Below are 13,744 nucleotides of genomic sequence, written 5' to 3'. Positions count from 1 at the left end.
CTTTTTGGCTCCTACATGTCACATGTAACACAAAGGAGACAGATCATGACACCTGTTGCCGTGCGTGTTCAAAAGCGCCGCGATGCCCTGCGACGAGCTGGCTTACGGCCCGTTCAAATCTGGGTACCGGATACCCGCGCCAGGGGATTTGACGAAGAATGCCGCCGCCAGGCGCGCCTTGTTGCTGAAGCTGACCGGCAGGATGCCAAGCTTGCCGCCTTCCTCGATGCCGCCATCGCGGATCTGGATGGCTGGGAGTGAAGCGCGGAGATCTCGTGACCGTCGCCCTGCAAGGCGATTTCGGCAAACCGCGCCCAGCCCTGGTCATACATGCAGACCGCTTTGATGAAACCGCCACAGTGACGATTTTACCCATCACAGGTGCCCTCGCGGAGGCCCCCCCTACTGAGGTTGCCGGTGGCCCCCTCCGAGACCAATGGCTTGCGGAAACGGTCTCAGATCATGATCGACAAGGCCAGCACAACCCAGCGGGACAAGATCGGCTCCACGTTCGGTCATCTGGATGACGAAACCATGATGTCAGTGACCCGCAGCTTGGCCGTTTTCCTCGGTATTGCCTGATGACACCAGCTCGGAAATCAGCGTTGAACAGCCCTGGGGTGCCCCCCCAACCCAGCGGACCGAGAGTGCTCAAGCAGCGGAAGCCTTGCTCGATCCACAATCCGTTCTCGACAGCCAGGATCCACGCATGACGCCCGGGCCGAAAGCGCTCCTGCAGGCGGCGGGTCCCGTGCCACACGACCTGCAAGCCGGACTCAATCGCGTTTCCGGACCCCCTGTGATCGTCAATGCCCAGCCGAGTGGCGGCGTATCCAGGAAGATGCAGCGCTAGGCAAGCCGGTGACGGACGGCAAGACGCCAGTCATCATAAGCGGCGCGCGAGGCTTTCTTCGCCGCTTGGCATCGTGGTTCTGAAACATTCGAAGGCTCGAACGCCTCCTTGAACCGCGCAGGGGCTACGCATGAAATTTTATCTATATTTTTCAATGATATGCTCGATAGCGGCATTTTTGAAGAGCGGATTGAGGACGTTGATGAGCCGGCGGCCCGGGCCAAAACCACTCCCATTCAAGCAAACGGACAGAATTGGAAATATTCGACCGACTACCGTTTTCCATACTCAAGCTGCGATCAGCATCTTTCATGCGTAACCCCAGGCCAGGGTGGCGGTGTAAAAACCAGCCGGAAATCTTCAATTACGGAACGCTGCGAGTTGACGGTCGCGCATGATAACGTCCTTTATCATGTTTGATATCAGAGAACGGGGTGGGCATTATGCGTTGCATTCAATGAACGCATCGATTACGATGCAGGCATGCAGCGCACTGGGACATTGACACCAATGGCTACCCTGACCATCCGCAACATTGATGCGGCGGTGAAGGAGCGTCTTCGCGTTCGCGCAGCGGAACACGGGCACTCCATGGAGGCTGAAGCCAGGCGCATCCTTCAGACGGCGCTCACCAAGGACGCGTCGCGCTCGGGACGTAGTCTGGCCGAGCGGATCCACGCGCGCTTCGCCGCGCTTGGCGGCGTTGATCTTGAGTTGCCGCCGCGAGACAACGCACGCGAGCCGCCGAGCTTCGAGTGATGTTCGTCCTCGATACCAACATCCTGTCCGCCATGATGAGCCTTCGGCCGTCGCCAGAGGTGACGGCTTGGATAGAGGGCCAGCCAGAAGAGCTTCTTTTCACGACATCGATCACTCAGGCCGAAATTTTGTCGGGCCTCGCGATCATGCCAGACGGCCGCCGTCGTCATGATCTTGAAGCGGCAGCAGCGGCAATGTTTTCGGAGGACTTCGAAGGACGTGTCCTGCCCTTCGACATGGAGGCCGCCGCTGCTTACGCCGATATCTTCGCGGCCCGAAGGCGCGGAGGCCGACCGACAGCGGCACTCGATCTAATGATTGCTGCGGTCGCACGCTCCCATGGCGCGAGCGTGGTGACGCGCGACACAGGCGGCTTTGAGGATTGCGGCCTCACTCTCATCAACCCTTGGGCTGTTTCATGAGGCATGTCGCGCAATCCTGTGACAATCACCTTCAGGGGCGCGCGCACGCCGAGCAAAGGTGCTTGACATGTCCGCGCAGCTTCCCGCGATCATCCCCTCAGGTGCTCTGGTCCCTCTCTCGACGAAATCCATTTGGTGCCAGCTCTGATCGCCAATGAGGGCGAGCAAGCCGGCTGGCTGCGACGAACAACCCGCGCCCGCCTGATAGGCCCTCCCCGCCGGATAGGCGGCTTGTCAACGGCGGATCAAAACCAGGCCGGGGTGGCGGTGTAAAAACCAGCCGGACCTCGTGGGCCAGCTTCCGCTACATGGCGTATGTCGGGGCTGCACGCGTCTTCATAACGTAAGCTCGGCCACGGCCTCCAGATCGCGCTGGCGCTGACGCAGGCGGCGCTCATGGCTGGCCTGGTTCTTGGTGCAGACCAGCCGATAGGGGCGGCCGGAGCGGTCGATCGTCGTGTCCACGTCGCTGCCCGCCTGTCGTATGCTGTGCTGGACATGCGCGCGCTCGGCTTCGGCGGCCTTCAGAACCCAGGTACTGGCGTCCGGATTCGCCAGAAATCTCGCGAGATCGGCACAGCGTGGGCAGCGGCACGGGATCTTGCTGTCACGGCGCCAGTCCGTCGGGGCGGCCAGCTTTTCGGCCATCCGGCGTCGCAGATGGGCGAGGCAGGCGGTTCGCAGCCGCGCCAGCGCCGCCGTCCCCCGCACCAACTGCCGCTGGCACAAGCACCGGGCTGCGGGGACCAGCACGGCGTCCATTCCGTAGACCTTCGGCCAAGCCAGGACATGGTCGATCGCCCGCTCGGCCAGAACCGGATCGATCGCGCCGAAGCCAAGCACCAGGTCGGCGACGACGCCGGCAACCACGGCGCGACCGCTCTGTTGCCATCCCGACGATGGCGTCGCGCGCGCCGCACCTGACGGCAGTGCCGTCAGCAGGCGCGTTGCGGCGCCGGTCAGATCGCAATTACCCGATGTGGCCCAGGCGACTGCCGCGCGGGCCAGCAGATTGGCGCAGGCGCCGAGGGAGCCGGCTGCCGACTCCGCGACGATCAACTCGATCAGCGCCACGCGCCGGAGCGGCGCGAGTTGGCCGAGCGCCGCCATGATCGCGTCCGTGTCCGCCTTGCCGAAGCCCCCGGCGATGATCCCGGTCAGAACGGTTTCGATCGTGGCCGTGTCGCCGAGCTCGGCGAGCAGGCCGAGTATTTGTCCGGCTTCGCTCGGTTCCTTGCGCTCGGTGTCCCGCCAATCATGCTTTGGCCAGCGTCCGACCATGTGTTCGGCGAGGTCTTGCGCATCGCGCCAGAGCGCGGCGCGACAATCGGGATCGGCAGCGGCCCAGCGCCGGACGAGATCGCCGAGATATGGCAGTGTCGCACCCAGTCCAGCCTGGCTCAACACGGCGAACAGACGAGCCCGCGGCCAGAGCACCAGGGCGGCACGGCGGTAGCTGCGCTCGAAGGAAGCACCTTCGTTGCCGGTCGCCTCGTGGAACTGCTCCTCGTCCGGCGCTAGATCGTCGCAGGCGCCGGGTGGCGCAATCTCGTCCTCCTCAACGGGAATTTCGCCCAGATCGGACCTCGTGCCGTCAGGCCGTCGCCAGTCGGACAGCGCCACGCTGCGCTCGAAAACCTCGCCGGCCTCGAAGGCATCCGCCGTGTCCCACCGGCCGCGTCGCGATCCATAGGTATCAGCATACTCCGCCGCACCGCTTTCCTCGATGGTCAGCAACGCCAGGTGCAGATCGCACCCGGCGTCCCGCGCCGCGCCCGTCAGCACACCGCCAACCGCCGCATCAGCACCTTTCAGCGACGCGAAACCGAGTTCGGCCGGCGTGTAGGCATGTTCCAGCGGATAGACCAGCTTGGCCGGCAGGGCAGCGTCGGGGCCGGCGGTGTCCGTCCAGCGCCGCAGCAGGGCCGCGATGCGGGCCTGTTCCGCCGTGTAGTCCGGGGGGTGCAGCGCGCGACCGCGGCCAGAGCGACTCCGGCGCAGGAGGTTGTAGATCAGGGCCAGGCGGCAGCCTTCGCTGACCGGCAGAATCTCGTGTACGCAGTCGGCATAGAAGGCAGCGAATGCCACATCTCCTGGGTCGCCGGTGTGCAGAGCAAGGCACGCTTCCCGCCCCTTGTGTCGGATGATCAGGTCGCCGCCGCTGAAATGCGACGGCAATACCACCGTGAGGGTGGCGAACATGCCGGCCACCTTCTCGGTATCGCGGTGGCTGACGAAGAAGCCGCCTTGGTCGTAGATCAGCAGCTTGTAGAATTCGGCGTCGATCGGCTCGTCCACGCCGAGGCCGTCGCTGACCCGGGCCAGTATATCTTCCAGCGTCCTGGCCCAATGTCGGCCGCCGAGCCGCACGCGATCCGGGCCGATCTGGCCACAGCGCCGCACCGTCGGGTCGATGATGGTCTGTTCGCCGCGGCCAAAGGGCGCCGGTTCCGCGGCGTCGATCAGTTGCCGGGCCTGGATGGGCAGCAGCGGCAGGGCAACCGGGCCGACACTCGCGACATCCAGCGACGGGGGCGAAAACGCGATCTCGCCGGCCACGTAGAAATCGCCGGGGCGCCGCACCGTGCCGAGCAGGGCGGCAAGATCGGTTGCGATTACCGTCATGGCGCGCACCAGTGGCACGCGGCCTGACAAGCGCGGGCTGCGGCGCCAGCCCTGTCACGCGCCATCACAGGTCGGCTGTTCATGCTCTCAATTCCGGCAATGACGGGCACCTCCGCGATATCTCGCCGACACTCTCCCACGCTTGGCAGGTGACGGCCAGCCGAAACTCCCGGCGACCGGGTCGGGGAAATTCCGTTCGCCTGTCCGGCATGAAGTGAACCGCCCTGGCGTTTCGCCGGGTGAAGTCACTCTCCATGCTTTCTTTCAGGCGGAAGTTACCACCCTGCCCGCTCGTGATAGCCGCGGCGGCGCTTGCGGCGGGTCAAAGCGGCGAGGGCGTTGAGGGCGGCGCCAAAATCCAGATGCGGGTCGAGGCGGATGCGGCCCTTGGTGCCGATCCTGCCCCAGTGCCGGGCGAGCAGGGTGTAGCCAAAGAGATCGGGGAGGATTTCGAGGCGGTAGAAGCGCCATTCATTGCGCTCGGGGCGGATGCGCACCAGGCTCGCCCGTTCGGGGAAAAGCGAAAGCTGAACTGGCTCGGGCATCGGCGCGCTCCCGTGGTATCGGCAAACAATCAAGCGAATCTATCAGCTCGGCGACCCTGCCGCCAGAAGGTCCGACCGGCGTTTGCCAAACCGCGGTGCATTATTGAGCAGCCCCACCCTCGGGTAAAACGGGGCGGGACGGCGCCGGCGGGTTTGGCTCCGGCCGGGCCTGAAGCGCCAGGCGGGCATGGCGGATCGCGGTATCGAGTTCAGCCATCGCTTCCTCGAGCGCGGTGTAATCGAATTCGTGGCGCTCGATTGGCGTGAGGGGCGATAATGGAGGCGGCGCAACCTCGGCCTCCTCCTCCTCGATGGGTTGGCGGGGACGGCCGCGGCTACGGGTCGGATCCGACCGATAGGGTGGGCGCACCACCTCGCGCAGCGGCGCCAGGCCCTTGAGCCCGAACAGGCGCCGCTTGGTGCGGTGCGTGTCCTCGACCGCGATTTCGGCCGCAATCAGTTCGGTGAGGATGCGTATGGCGTTCCTCACTGCGATGCCGAGGGCGCGGGCGAGCGTGGTCGCGGAGAGCACCGGCGCCGCCGCCGCCAGCAGATCAACGGCGGGAGCGATGTAAGAGTCCTTGCGGCGACCGGCGATGCTGCGCCGGGCATCGAACCAGGCACGCTCCATGGTGTAGAGCAAGTCGAGACCATCCGCCACTTCACGCGCGATCGCCTTCAGGAAAGCCGGCAACCAAACGTCGCGGTCCCAGCTTTGTTCGGCCCTGAGCGCTGCGGCGCCGGTGAGTGGGACGGGCAGGCGTAGTAGGCCGCGCTGGCGCCAGAAGCGGATCATCGCCGCGCGCATAGCCGGACGGGTTTCGCCCGTCTCGATCCAGTCCCGCAAACCCCGCGCCGCGGCGATCAGCGGCGGCAGGGCAGTCGGCTGCATTGCCAGCATCGCCTCAGCGCGTTGGACCTCGCCCTCTTGATCGAAATCAGGCGCGACGAGCCACTGGTACAGGGTGAGGGCGAACTTTGCTTTGTCGAGGATGTCGCCGCGGTCGATGATGCGCAAGTAAGGATCCATGCGCAGGCGCAGGTCTTCTATCGTCGCGGCAAGATGCCAGGGGTTGATGAGTTGGCCGTCGACCGCGGCCTGCCGGCGGACCGCCTCGAGGCGGGCACGGTGGAGAAAAGCCTGGGCCAGGGAATGACTGGCGAGGGCCTGGTCGAGCCGGGCGATGGCGGCGGCGGCGTCCGCGAGCGCCGACGCCAGCACCATCGGATCGGGCGTTTATGCCCACCAAAAACACGCCATAATTCATGTGCAAGCTGCCTCCAGCAGGGGATGAAAATCATGAAAGCCAAGCACCTTGGACTCATTGTCGGCCTCTTCACCCTAGCCATCGCTGGTTCTACATGCATCGCGATAGCAGGACCGCCACCATGGGCCGGCGGTCCTCATGGTCCTCCACCTCCAGGCTGGGGCCACCCACCCGGACCACCACCCTGGGCGCACGGCCCGCACAGGCCTTGGGGATGGTGGTCTCCAGGGCCACCACCGCCCCCTCCACCGCCTGTTGTGTATTATGCTCCCCCGCCAGTCGTATATGTGCCGCCGCCACCGCCTCCTCCTCCGCCGCCGGTGGTATATGCGCCACCACCTGTATACTTCGGGCCGCCTTCACTATCCTTTGGTGTAACCTTCCCTCTCCATTAGGAAAGTATCGACACAGACAAGATCAGAACATAAAACGAACAAAGGAGTTGCCCCTGAAGTTCCAGGATAGGTTATCACACTATCGTTATGAACCGGACCGTTCCCCAGATCGATCTTGAACTCGAGGCCGAGCGGCGGCTCCTCGAAGCTGCCGTCGCTGAAGCCCGGACCGATCTCCGCCCGGCTGTGCCGCATGAGCAGGTGCGCGCCGATCTCCTGCGCGAGATCAAGCGGCTGAACCTGGCGATCGCCGGTCACTGAGCATGCAGGTCGAATGGCATCAGCTTGCCCTGGAAGATCGTGATGTCATTGTTGCTTATCTCGAACTGCTCAACCCGAACGCAGCCTCAAGCGTTCTGCGTGGACTGGTTCTCGCCGGCGACAGCCTGGCGCTGTTTCCCACCCGGGGCCGCGTGGGCTTGGCCGCCGGCACCCGGGAACTGGTGGCGGTGTGGCCGTATCTGATCGTGTATGAGGTCGATACGTCATCCGATACGGTGCGGATTCTCCGTATCTGGCACGAAGCCCAGGACCGACCGTGACGAATGCCAAAAAGGAAAATGGCGGCCTTAGAGGCCGCCAAGTTAAGAGATTGGGAGGGAACCTCAGCGGAGATCGCTTTCCGCTTCACGGTCAGATATGGCCCGGTTTGGCGGGGCCGCAATATGCGTGTTTTAAGATGTGATGTGGCACGCCGGTCAGTCTGCCGCCATGACACGAGAGCGTAATCTCGCCTTGAAACCAAGGCTGGAAAACGCACCTCCAAGCTTGGACAAGGCTTTTGGGTTGCCTTTCCAATCGTCTCAGCGTTTAGCGATCTGCCACTCGGCGACCCCGGCCATGGGGTCCCCTTTTTCTTGTCTGCACCACACCAGACGCGACACTCCCCGCGGCGAAAGGCGATCAGGGGCCATCAATCACGCGGCCGGCGAAAGAGCCGTGAGAAAGGATTCGTGCCTGCCATCCTGGCGAGCTTGTGGCGGGGTGTTTTGACAGTCTATGGGGCGGGCTCTGGGGTTCGCCGGCGGCCTGTGCGGTGACTATCTGACGCCACCCCCTGCTACTTCCGGGACGGGCCGTAATGCCGGTTCTGGGAGCCAATCATTCCTTAGGGACACGCTTCAGGTAGATCGCAGGACCATCAGCCGTAGATTTTCGATTTCGTGACAAGATTTTAGATATTATGAATATCTTCATATAAAGATGATAGACAAGTTCATCCCTGACGTAAGCGCAGGCGTCAAAAGCATCTTTACGATAGGGCATAGTCGATGTTGACATGGACAAGGATTGGGCTCCGCCAACGGGTCGCCATTGTTGCAGCAAGACGGTCAAGGATGGCTTGGCGAGCATTGTCAGGTTGACGTGGTGATCGTGTGCCCGTAGCGATTTCGGATGATGGCTTTGACTCTGCCTGCACGTTTGAAGGGATATCGCTTCCCTCGATCGGTGATCGCGTATGCGGTCTGGAGCTATTACCGGTTCAATCTCAGCCTGCGGGACGTTGAGGATCTTCTGGCCGCTCGCGGCGTGATAGTATGCTACGAGACGATCCGCGTCTGGGTCGATCGGTTTGGCCCGCAGATCGCCGCGCAAATCCGTCGCGATCGGCTGCCGGCCGGCGACAAATGGCACCTCGATGAAATGGTGATCACCATTGGCGGCGAGAAGCATTGGCTTTGGCGGGCAGTTGATCATCGCGGTGACGTGCTGGAAATCCTGGTCCAGAAGCGGCGAGATGCCCGAGCCGCCCGGCGTTTTCTCCGCAAGCTGATGCGCCGATGGGGTCAGCCGCGCGTCGTGGTGACCGATAAGCTACGGAGCTACGACGTTGCCCTTCGCACGGATTGCCGCAGCGCCGATCACCGATCGCACAAGCGGCTGAACAACCGGATCGAAGCATCCCATCGTCACACCAGGCGACGAGAAAAGATCATGGGTCGGTTCAAATCCCCAGGTCATGCCCAGAGATTTCTCGCCACCCACGACCAGATCACCACCCTGTTCCGCCCAAAACGCCATCGCCTCTCCGCCAGATCCTACCGCCACGCAAGAGCCGATGCATTTTTGCTCTGGACCGACTACGCCGCCAATCTCGCCGCCTGATCGATCGCGTCTCGGTCAAATCACACCTCGTTCGATCAACCTGACAATCCCCACGGCCCGCAATCAGCGCCAGGGCGAGATTGCGCTCGCGCGACGCCCTCCGGCCCAGCAGGCGGGGAAGCTCAAGCTTGCGCATCATCCCGAGTACCGCCGCCATTGAGTAGTTTCCGACTCTCCCCGCGCCGCCATACATGCCCGATAAATGTTCCACTCTATTCTCTGCGTTTCAAAATAATTGTGGCCAACGGCCTGTGGAAGGGGCGGCCACGATCCAGCAAATGCGGGGCACACCCGGCACCCGTGTTGCATTGTCGAAAAATCACTATGGGATATCAGAAAGGGATTGAAGCCATGTATATCGGCGGTGGACTTCTGGGACTGGTAGTGCTGGTTGTGATTATCGTTCTCGTATTGCGTGTCATATAATAATCTTGCGCAATGATACTGACTCGCGGGAGATTCCCCGGGGCTGTTCAACGCTATTTTCTGAGCCGGGGTGAGTCCGATGCGAAACACCGCGGTGCGAACTGATTATTTGGGGATATAGGGGTTACCGACCGGCGGTCCCGATACCAGATAGCGTCCGTCAATGTGGTGGAAATTCTGGTGTAGCTGAAGCGGCCAATGGTCACGCGGCGACGGTGGAAATTCGTGGTGTATCGGCATCGATGGCGGGTGCCATGAGTTCGACCATTCCCTCGATCTGCATATAGCGGTTCTGTGTCTGCCATTCGTCGTTGGCCTCGAGCAGCACGGCCCCGATCAGGCGGATGATCGAACCTTCATTGGGAAAGATGCCGACGACATCGGCGCGGCGCTTGACCTCCTTGTTCAGGCGTTCGAGCGGGTTCGTCGAGTGAATTTTGGTTCGGTGCTGGGCGGGAAAGTCCATGTGCGCCAGCACGTCGGTTTCACTGTCGTCGATGAACGCGCCAAGTTTTGGCCATTTGCCCCGGAGCTGGTCGGCCACATGGCGCAGGGTCTGGCTGGCACTGACGCGATCCGGCTGGATAAACGCCTGACGCAACGCTGCAGACACCATGCTCTGCTGCCCCTTCGGCACATAGGACAAGGCGTTGCGCATCCAGTGAACGCGGCATCTTTGCCAGGATGCCCCCATCACCCGGCGGATCGCCGCCTTCAACCCTTCATGAGCATCGGAGATCACCAGTTTCACCTCACGCAACCCACGGCGGACCAAGCTCTTGAGAAAGGTCGACCAGAAGGTCTCCGCCTCGGACGGGCCGATGTGCAGGCCGACGATCTCGCGCCGACCGTCGGTGTTCACCGCCACTGCGATTATCGCTGCAACTGAGACGATCCGCCCACCTTCGCGCTGCTTGAGATAGGTCGCATCCAACCACAGATACGGCCACTCGCCGGCGAGTGGCCGGTCGAGGAAGGCGTTCACCCTCTCATCGATGTCCTTGCACAGTTTCGAGACCGTGCTCTTGCTGATCCCCGTCAGCCCCATGGCCTGCACCAGCTCGTCTACCCGCCGGGTCGAGACGCCGCCAATCCAGGCTTCCTGGATGACCGCGGCCAGCGCCTTCTCCGAGGTCCGGCGAGCTTCCAGGAACGGCGGGAAGTAGCTCCCCTGCCGCAGCTTCGGGATCCGAAGCTGCAAGCTGCCAAGCCGCGTGTCCAATGCGCGTTCCCGGTAGCCGTTGCGATAGGTCGCGCGCTCGCCGCTGCGCTCGTAGCGGCTGGCGCCGATCAGCCCATCCACATCCGTCTCCATCAGCAGTTGAACCACCGCCTCCGCAACGCTGCGCAGAAAATCGCCGTCCCCGGCTTTGGCCAGTAGCTCAGCCAGTGGTAATCTATCTTCGGTCATCGGGTTCTCCAGGCTTCAGGTTGAAGTCTCGCAACTCCACCATAGCCGACTGATCCGATGGCCACCTCAAACTACACCGTTACAGGGCCCAAAAGTCCACCACGACCCCGGACACTACCGGACGAACTGCGCCAAAGTTTCGGCTTCGTGTGCGTCAGTCTTGTTCCGCTGCAACGCTGTCGCCACGCGTGCATGGCGCGCATCGAGGCAGATCACCGGAAAACCGAGGTCCTTGAGCGAATGGTAGAGCCACGGCGCCAACTGTCCGGTCTCGAGCCCGACCCGAACGAGTTCGGGCGCATGCCGGCGCAGGGCCGCGGCGAGCACCTCCGGCTCGCTGGCCCTCTTGCCCCGCCAGACCAGCTTCCCGTTGTCGTCCACAACGTGAATGGCGGTGTCTTTGTCCGAAATGTCCAGTCCTGCGTAGTGCGCCATGATTGCCTCCCTCGGCTCCAACAAGCGGACCACCCGCTCGCTTCGCGCCCCCGGTTTGACAGATCAAACCGCTGGATCGCGATCACCGCATGGGGAACGCATCATTGCCTGGTCGAACCGATGCCGGGCCTGAGCATGGATTGGGAGGGCCTCAACCGAACCAACGCCCTGGCATTCATCCTCTGGGCCTCAATTCGGCTGATGCTACGAAGGCACTGTAAGAATAGAATATCATCTTGGACCGAATCTAAGTGTGACGTCGGATAGTTGGCGATGTAAGTATTTCCCGATCCTACCGGGCAATGCGATGGTCTGATATCTTGAGTTTGTTCTTGGGCAAGCTATCATATGCCTCCCATGAACGGTAACCTTGGACCATTTCTGGAGAAATCACATGACAATAGCGAATCCCGCCGCGGTCAGCCCCGGCACCCACCAATCGGCCCCCAATCATCCGGCGGCCGCCGTGCATATCGCTGCGGCATCGCATCACGCCGTAGCAGAACACCATCACCTCGAGGCCGCACACCATCTCAACATGGGTGAGCACGAACCCGCCAGGCTGCATGCTGCCGCGGCCATGGCGCATTCCGAGAAGGCCCATTCCAAGACGGTTGAAGCGGCCAAACCACCTGCCAGATAGGTCTTGGTATAGCTTAAGACTTTTCCGAGTGGCCGGTCTTTCCTGAATTACCTGATCTGGCAATTCTCGGTATCATGTTTTTCGGAGCGGGCTTGCGGTGCTGGGACAGTCGATGCGGACAATAACAGGAACGATCGGCACAGGAACTTGGGATTGCATAGAGGGTGTCTGTCTAACACATGCATATCGCATATTCACACAGGTCGTGAATATGCGGCTGCGGATGCAACGTGACGATCAACTGGGTAGGCAGCCTCAACCGGACTCTTACTTAACAGTCTGTAATAGGCTACACTGGCGGTAGGGCTGTTCAACGCTGGTTTCTGAGTTGGGGTGGGTCGGATGCGCAACACTGTGGGGGCGAACTGACTTTCTGGGGAATATGGGGATTCCCGACCGGCGGGATTTGGGATTCTTGGGAAGGCAACCGATACGGAGGTTGTCATGGCCGCGTTCAGCTCGTTGCTCGATATCCTGGCAGAGGTTCCCGATCCGCGGCGCGCGGAAGGCAAGCTCTACAAGCTGCCGCATGTCCTGCTGTTCTCGATCCTGGCGATCATCAGCGGCAGCAACTCGTATCGCGGCATCGTCACCTTCATCGACGTCCATCGCCGCCGGTTGAACCGCAGCTTCGGCCTGAAATGGCGCCGGGCGCCCTCGCACACGGCGATCCGCTACATCCTCCAGGGGCTCGATCCGGGCGCGGTGGAGGCCGCGTTCCGACGCCACGCGGCACTGCTGCAGGCGGCCAGGACCAAGCCCGGCACGGCCAGCATTGCGCTCGACGGCAAGACCCTGCGCGGCAGTTTCGACAGGTTCCATGACCGCACCGCGGCTCATGTGCTCAGCGCCTTCGCCACCGACACCAAGCTGGTGCTCGCTCATGTCGAGATCGGCGAGAAATCCAGCGAGATCCCCGCCGCCCAGGCGCTGCTCGCCGAACTGGGCATCGCCAAGGACACACTCGTCACCCTGGATGCCCTGCACTGCCAAAAAAAGCCTTCAACGTCGCCCAGGCGGGCAACATCAGCCTCATCGTCCAGGTCAAGGACAATCAACCGACGCTGAAGCAGGCGATCCACCATATCGCCACATCGAGCGCCCCATACGACGTCTTCCGGACCCGCGACCGCGGCCGCAATCGTGACGAAACCCGCACCGTCTCCGCCTTCAATCCCGCCTGCGCGCTCGCCGGCACCGACTGGCATCCCCATGTCACCGCCATCATTCAGGTCGAGCGCGCAATCGCCACCCGCAATCCCGAAACCGGCCTGCTCAAGCTGACACACGACACCGCCTTCTACGTCGCCAACACATCCCTCACCGCCGCCATCGCCGCCAAGGCCATCCGCGCACATTGGGGCATCGAAAATTCCTCCCACTATGTCCGAGACGTCACCTTCGCAGAGGATCGATCCCGGATCCGAACCAACCCTGGCGTCATCGCCCGATTGCGCAGCTTCGCCTTCAACATCCTGATGAACAGCAAACCCAGCGCCAGCACCCTCAGCCAGGACCGCTACCGCGCCGCGCTTGCCGACCTCTACCACATCCTCGCTCTCAATCACTATCCCAAAGCGTTGAACAGCCATGACACTGGGGGCGAGGAAGAATGAGCGCACGAGTGCAGGTACTCGCTTGATGGCGGCGAGTTGGGCGTCGATCTTATCACGCAGCTTCTCACCCTTGCGCAGCGGATTCCTGGCCACGCCGGTGCGCTTCACATGGCTCCAGACCAACTTGTCCGGGTTCAGTTCCGGCGCGCAGCCTGGAAGGAAATGCAGCGTCAGACGCCCCGCGGTCGAGGCCACGTAGTCCTTGACCAGGCGCGTCTTGTGGGCAGAGCCTCGGAGAAC

At 62.5% G+C, this 13,744-nt stretch carries 16 protein-coding genes and 3 pseudogenes; 12 read left to right on the top strand and 7 right to left on the bottom strand.

Annotation, left to right across the window (positions count from 1 at the left end; translation table 11 throughout):
• Window positions 1-45 precede the first annotated feature (45 nt).
• The 6 genes and pseudogenes from HUW10_RS01100 to HUW10_RS01080 all read left to right on the top strand — a co-directional run bounded on the left by HUW10_RS01100 (window position 46) and on the right by HUW10_RS01080 (window position 2,034).
• Window positions 46-261: an antitoxin MazE family protein gene (locus HUW10_RS01100; protein WP_011930518.1), complete on the top strand. Its 216-nt coding sequence runs from the start codon at window positions 46-48 to the stop codon at window positions 259-261.
• Window positions 258-356, top strand: a pseudogene (locus HUW10_RS18580) (type II toxin-antitoxin system PemK/MazF family toxin); the annotation flags it as partial. The gene HUW10_RS01100 and the pseudogene HUW10_RS18580, both read left to right, overlap by 4 nt.
• A gap of 106 nt (window positions 357-462) precedes the next feature.
• Window positions 463-582 (top strand): hypothetical protein, encoded by a 120-nt coding sequence (locus HUW10_RS18620; RefSeq protein ID WP_371808604.1) that lies wholly within the window; start codon window positions 463-465, stop codon window positions 580-582.
• Window positions 583-961: 379 nt separating this feature from the next.
• A complete protein-coding gene (locus tag HUW10_RS01090) occupies window positions 962-1,273 on the top strand; it encodes a hypothetical protein (RefSeq protein WP_155856282.1) in 312 nt (103 codons plus the stop codon).
• A gap of 90 nt (window positions 1,274-1,363) precedes the next feature.
• On the top strand, window positions 1,364-1,612 hold the full coding sequence (locus HUW10_RS01085; protein WP_043508781.1) for a FitA-like ribbon-helix-helix domain-containing protein: 249 nt from the start codon (window positions 1,364-1,366) through the stop codon (window positions 1,610-1,612).
• The gene (locus HUW10_RS01080; RefSeq protein ID WP_043508780.1) at window positions 1,612-2,034 is read left to right on the top strand and encodes a type II toxin-antitoxin system VapC family toxin; all 423 of its coding nucleotides are present in this window, start codon (window positions 1,612-1,614) and stop codon (window positions 2,032-2,034) included. The genes HUW10_RS01085 and HUW10_RS01080 overlap by 1 nt, the downstream gene beginning before the upstream one ends.
• A gap of 336 nt (window positions 2,035-2,370) precedes the next feature.
• Here HUW10_RS01080 and HUW10_RS01075 read toward each other — a convergent pair whose 3' ends face one another.
• The 4 genes from HUW10_RS01075 to HUW10_RS01060 form a co-directional block, all read right to left on the bottom strand.
• Window positions 2,371-4,659 (bottom strand): 2OG-Fe(II) oxygenase, encoded by a 2,289-nt coding sequence (locus HUW10_RS01075; protein ID WP_011930521.1) that lies wholly within the window; start codon window positions 4,657-4,659, stop codon window positions 2,371-2,373.
• Window positions 4,660-4,934: 275 nt separating this feature from the next.
• Window positions 4,935-5,204, bottom strand: coding sequence for a WGR domain-containing protein (locus HUW10_RS01070; protein WP_011930522.1), 270 nt, complete (start codon window positions 5,202-5,204; stop codon window positions 4,935-4,937).
• Between the two features lie 100 nt (window positions 5,205-5,304).
• Window positions 5,305-6,429: a hypothetical protein gene (locus HUW10_RS01065; protein ID WP_011930523.1), complete on the bottom strand. Its 1,125-nt coding sequence runs from the start codon at window positions 6,427-6,429 to the stop codon at window positions 5,305-5,307.
• A gap of 133 nt (window positions 6,430-6,562) precedes the next feature.
• Window positions 6,563-6,808 carry a hypothetical protein gene (locus HUW10_RS01060; RefSeq protein WP_174501825.1) on the bottom strand — a complete coding sequence of 82 codons (246 nt, stop codon included), beginning with the start codon at window positions 6,806-6,808 and terminating at the stop codon, window positions 6,563-6,565.
• Between the two features lie 146 nt (window positions 6,809-6,954).
• Between HUW10_RS01060 and HUW10_RS01055 the strand changes: the two genes are divergently transcribed.
• From HUW10_RS01055 to HUW10_RS01045, 3 genes are all read left to right on the top strand, one after another.
• Window positions 6,955-7,128: a hypothetical protein gene (locus tag HUW10_RS01055; protein ID WP_155856281.1), complete on the top strand. Its 174-nt coding sequence runs from the start codon at window positions 6,955-6,957 to the stop codon at window positions 7,126-7,128.
• 2 nt (window positions 7,129-7,130) lie between these two features.
• A complete protein-coding gene (locus HUW10_RS01050) occupies window positions 7,131-7,409 on the top strand; it encodes a type II toxin-antitoxin system RelE/ParE family toxin (RefSeq protein ID WP_011930526.1) in 279 nt (92 codons plus the stop codon).
• Window positions 7,410-8,265: 856 nt separating this feature from the next.
• Window positions 8,266-8,973: an IS6 family transposase gene (locus HUW10_RS01045; RefSeq protein WP_371808607.1), complete on the top strand. Its 708-nt coding sequence runs from the start codon at window positions 8,266-8,268 to the stop codon at window positions 8,971-8,973.
• A gap of 628 nt (window positions 8,974-9,601) precedes the next feature.
• Here the strand turns inward: HUW10_RS01045 and HUW10_RS01040 are convergent.
• Both HUW10_RS01040 and HUW10_RS01035 read right to left on the bottom strand, forming a co-directional pair.
• The gene (locus tag HUW10_RS01040) at window positions 9,602-10,810 is read right to left on the bottom strand and encodes an IS256 family transposase (protein ID WP_011930484.1); all 1,209 of its coding nucleotides are present in this window, start codon (window positions 10,808-10,810) and stop codon (window positions 9,602-9,604) included.
• A gap of 117 nt (window positions 10,811-10,927) precedes the next feature.
• Window positions 10,928-11,245 (bottom strand): annotated as a pseudogene (locus HUW10_RS01035) (transposase); the annotation flags it as partial.
• Window positions 11,246-11,615: 370 nt separating this feature from the next.
• On the opposite strand from HUW10_RS01035, the gene HUW10_RS01030 reads away from it, so the two are divergent.
• From HUW10_RS01030 to HUW10_RS18615, 3 genes are all read left to right on the top strand, one after another.
• The gene (locus tag HUW10_RS01030; RefSeq protein ID WP_081432806.1) at window positions 11,616-11,888 is read left to right on the top strand and encodes a hypothetical protein; all 273 of its coding nucleotides are present in this window, start codon (window positions 11,616-11,618) and stop codon (window positions 11,886-11,888) included.
• A gap of 444 nt (window positions 11,889-12,332) precedes the next feature.
• The gene (locus HUW10_RS01025; protein WP_011930514.1) at window positions 12,333-12,956 is read left to right on the top strand and encodes an ISAs1 family transposase; all 624 of its coding nucleotides are present in this window, start codon (window positions 12,333-12,335) and stop codon (window positions 12,954-12,956) included.
• Complete coding sequence (locus HUW10_RS18615; protein ID WP_196796256.1) at window positions 12,875-13,504, top strand: ISAs1 family transposase; 630 nt, start codon at window positions 12,875-12,877, stop codon at window positions 13,502-13,504. The genes HUW10_RS01025 and HUW10_RS18615 overlap by 82 nt, the downstream gene beginning before the upstream one ends.
• Here HUW10_RS18615 and HUW10_RS18225 read toward each other — a convergent pair.
• Window positions 13,481-13,729: pseudogene (locus HUW10_RS18225) on the bottom strand (transposase); the annotation flags it as partial. The gene HUW10_RS18615 and the pseudogene HUW10_RS18225 overlap by 24 nt on opposite strands.
• Between the last annotated feature and the right edge of the window lie 15 nt (window positions 13,730-13,744).

It is taken from the genome of Acidiphilium sp. C61 (genome assembly GCF_905116885.1).
Classification (GTDB): domain Bacteria; phylum Pseudomonadota; class Alphaproteobacteria; order Acetobacterales; family Acetobacteraceae; genus Acidiphilium.
The sequence above is the reverse complement of the archived record's forward strand: the minus strand, read 5'-3'. Positions and strand labels throughout refer to the sequence as shown.

Excerpts from the sequence above, each read along its gene's own strand:
- HUW10_RS01100 (WP_011930518.1), top strand. The coding sequence starts at position 46 with ATGACACCTGTTGCCGTGCGTGTTCAAAAGCGCCGCGATGCCCTGCGA.
- HUW10_RS18620 (WP_371808604.1), top strand. The coding sequence starts at position 463 with ATGATCGACAAGGCCAGCACAACCCAGCGGGACAAGATCGGCTCCACG.
- HUW10_RS01085 (WP_043508781.1), top strand. The coding sequence starts at position 1,364 with ATGGCTACCCTGACCATCCGCAACATTGATGCGGCGGTGAAGGAGCGT.
- HUW10_RS01080 (WP_043508780.1), top strand. The coding sequence starts at position 1,612 with ATGTTCGTCCTCGATACCAACATCCTGTCCGCCATGATGAGCCTTCGG.
- HUW10_RS01075 (WP_011930521.1), bottom strand. The coding sequence starts at position 4,659 with ATGACGGTAATCGCAACCGATCTTGCCGCCCTGCTCGGCACGGTGCGG.
- HUW10_RS01070 (WP_011930522.1), bottom strand. The coding sequence starts at position 5,204 with ATGCCCGAGCCAGTTCAGCTTTCGCTTTTCCCCGAACGGGCGAGCCTG.
- HUW10_RS01065 (WP_011930523.1), bottom strand. The coding sequence starts at position 6,429 with ATGGTGCTGGCGTCGGCGCTCGCGGACGCCGCCGCCGCCATCGCCCGG.
- HUW10_RS01055 (WP_155856281.1), top strand. The coding sequence starts at position 6,955 with ATGAACCGGACCGTTCCCCAGATCGATCTTGAACTCGAGGCCGAGCGG.
- HUW10_RS01050 (WP_011930526.1), top strand. The coding sequence starts at position 7,131 with ATGCAGGTCGAATGGCATCAGCTTGCCCTGGAAGATCGTGATGTCATT.
- HUW10_RS01045 (WP_371808607.1), top strand. The coding sequence starts at position 8,266 with ATGGCTTTGACTCTGCCTGCACGTTTGAAGGGATATCGCTTCCCTCGA.
- HUW10_RS01040 (WP_011930484.1), bottom strand. The coding sequence starts at position 10,810 with ATGACCGAAGATAGATTACCACTGGCTGAGCTACTGGCCAAAGCCGGG.
- HUW10_RS01025 (WP_011930514.1), top strand. The coding sequence starts at position 12,333 with ATGGCCGCGTTCAGCTCGTTGCTCGATATCCTGGCAGAGGTTCCCGAT.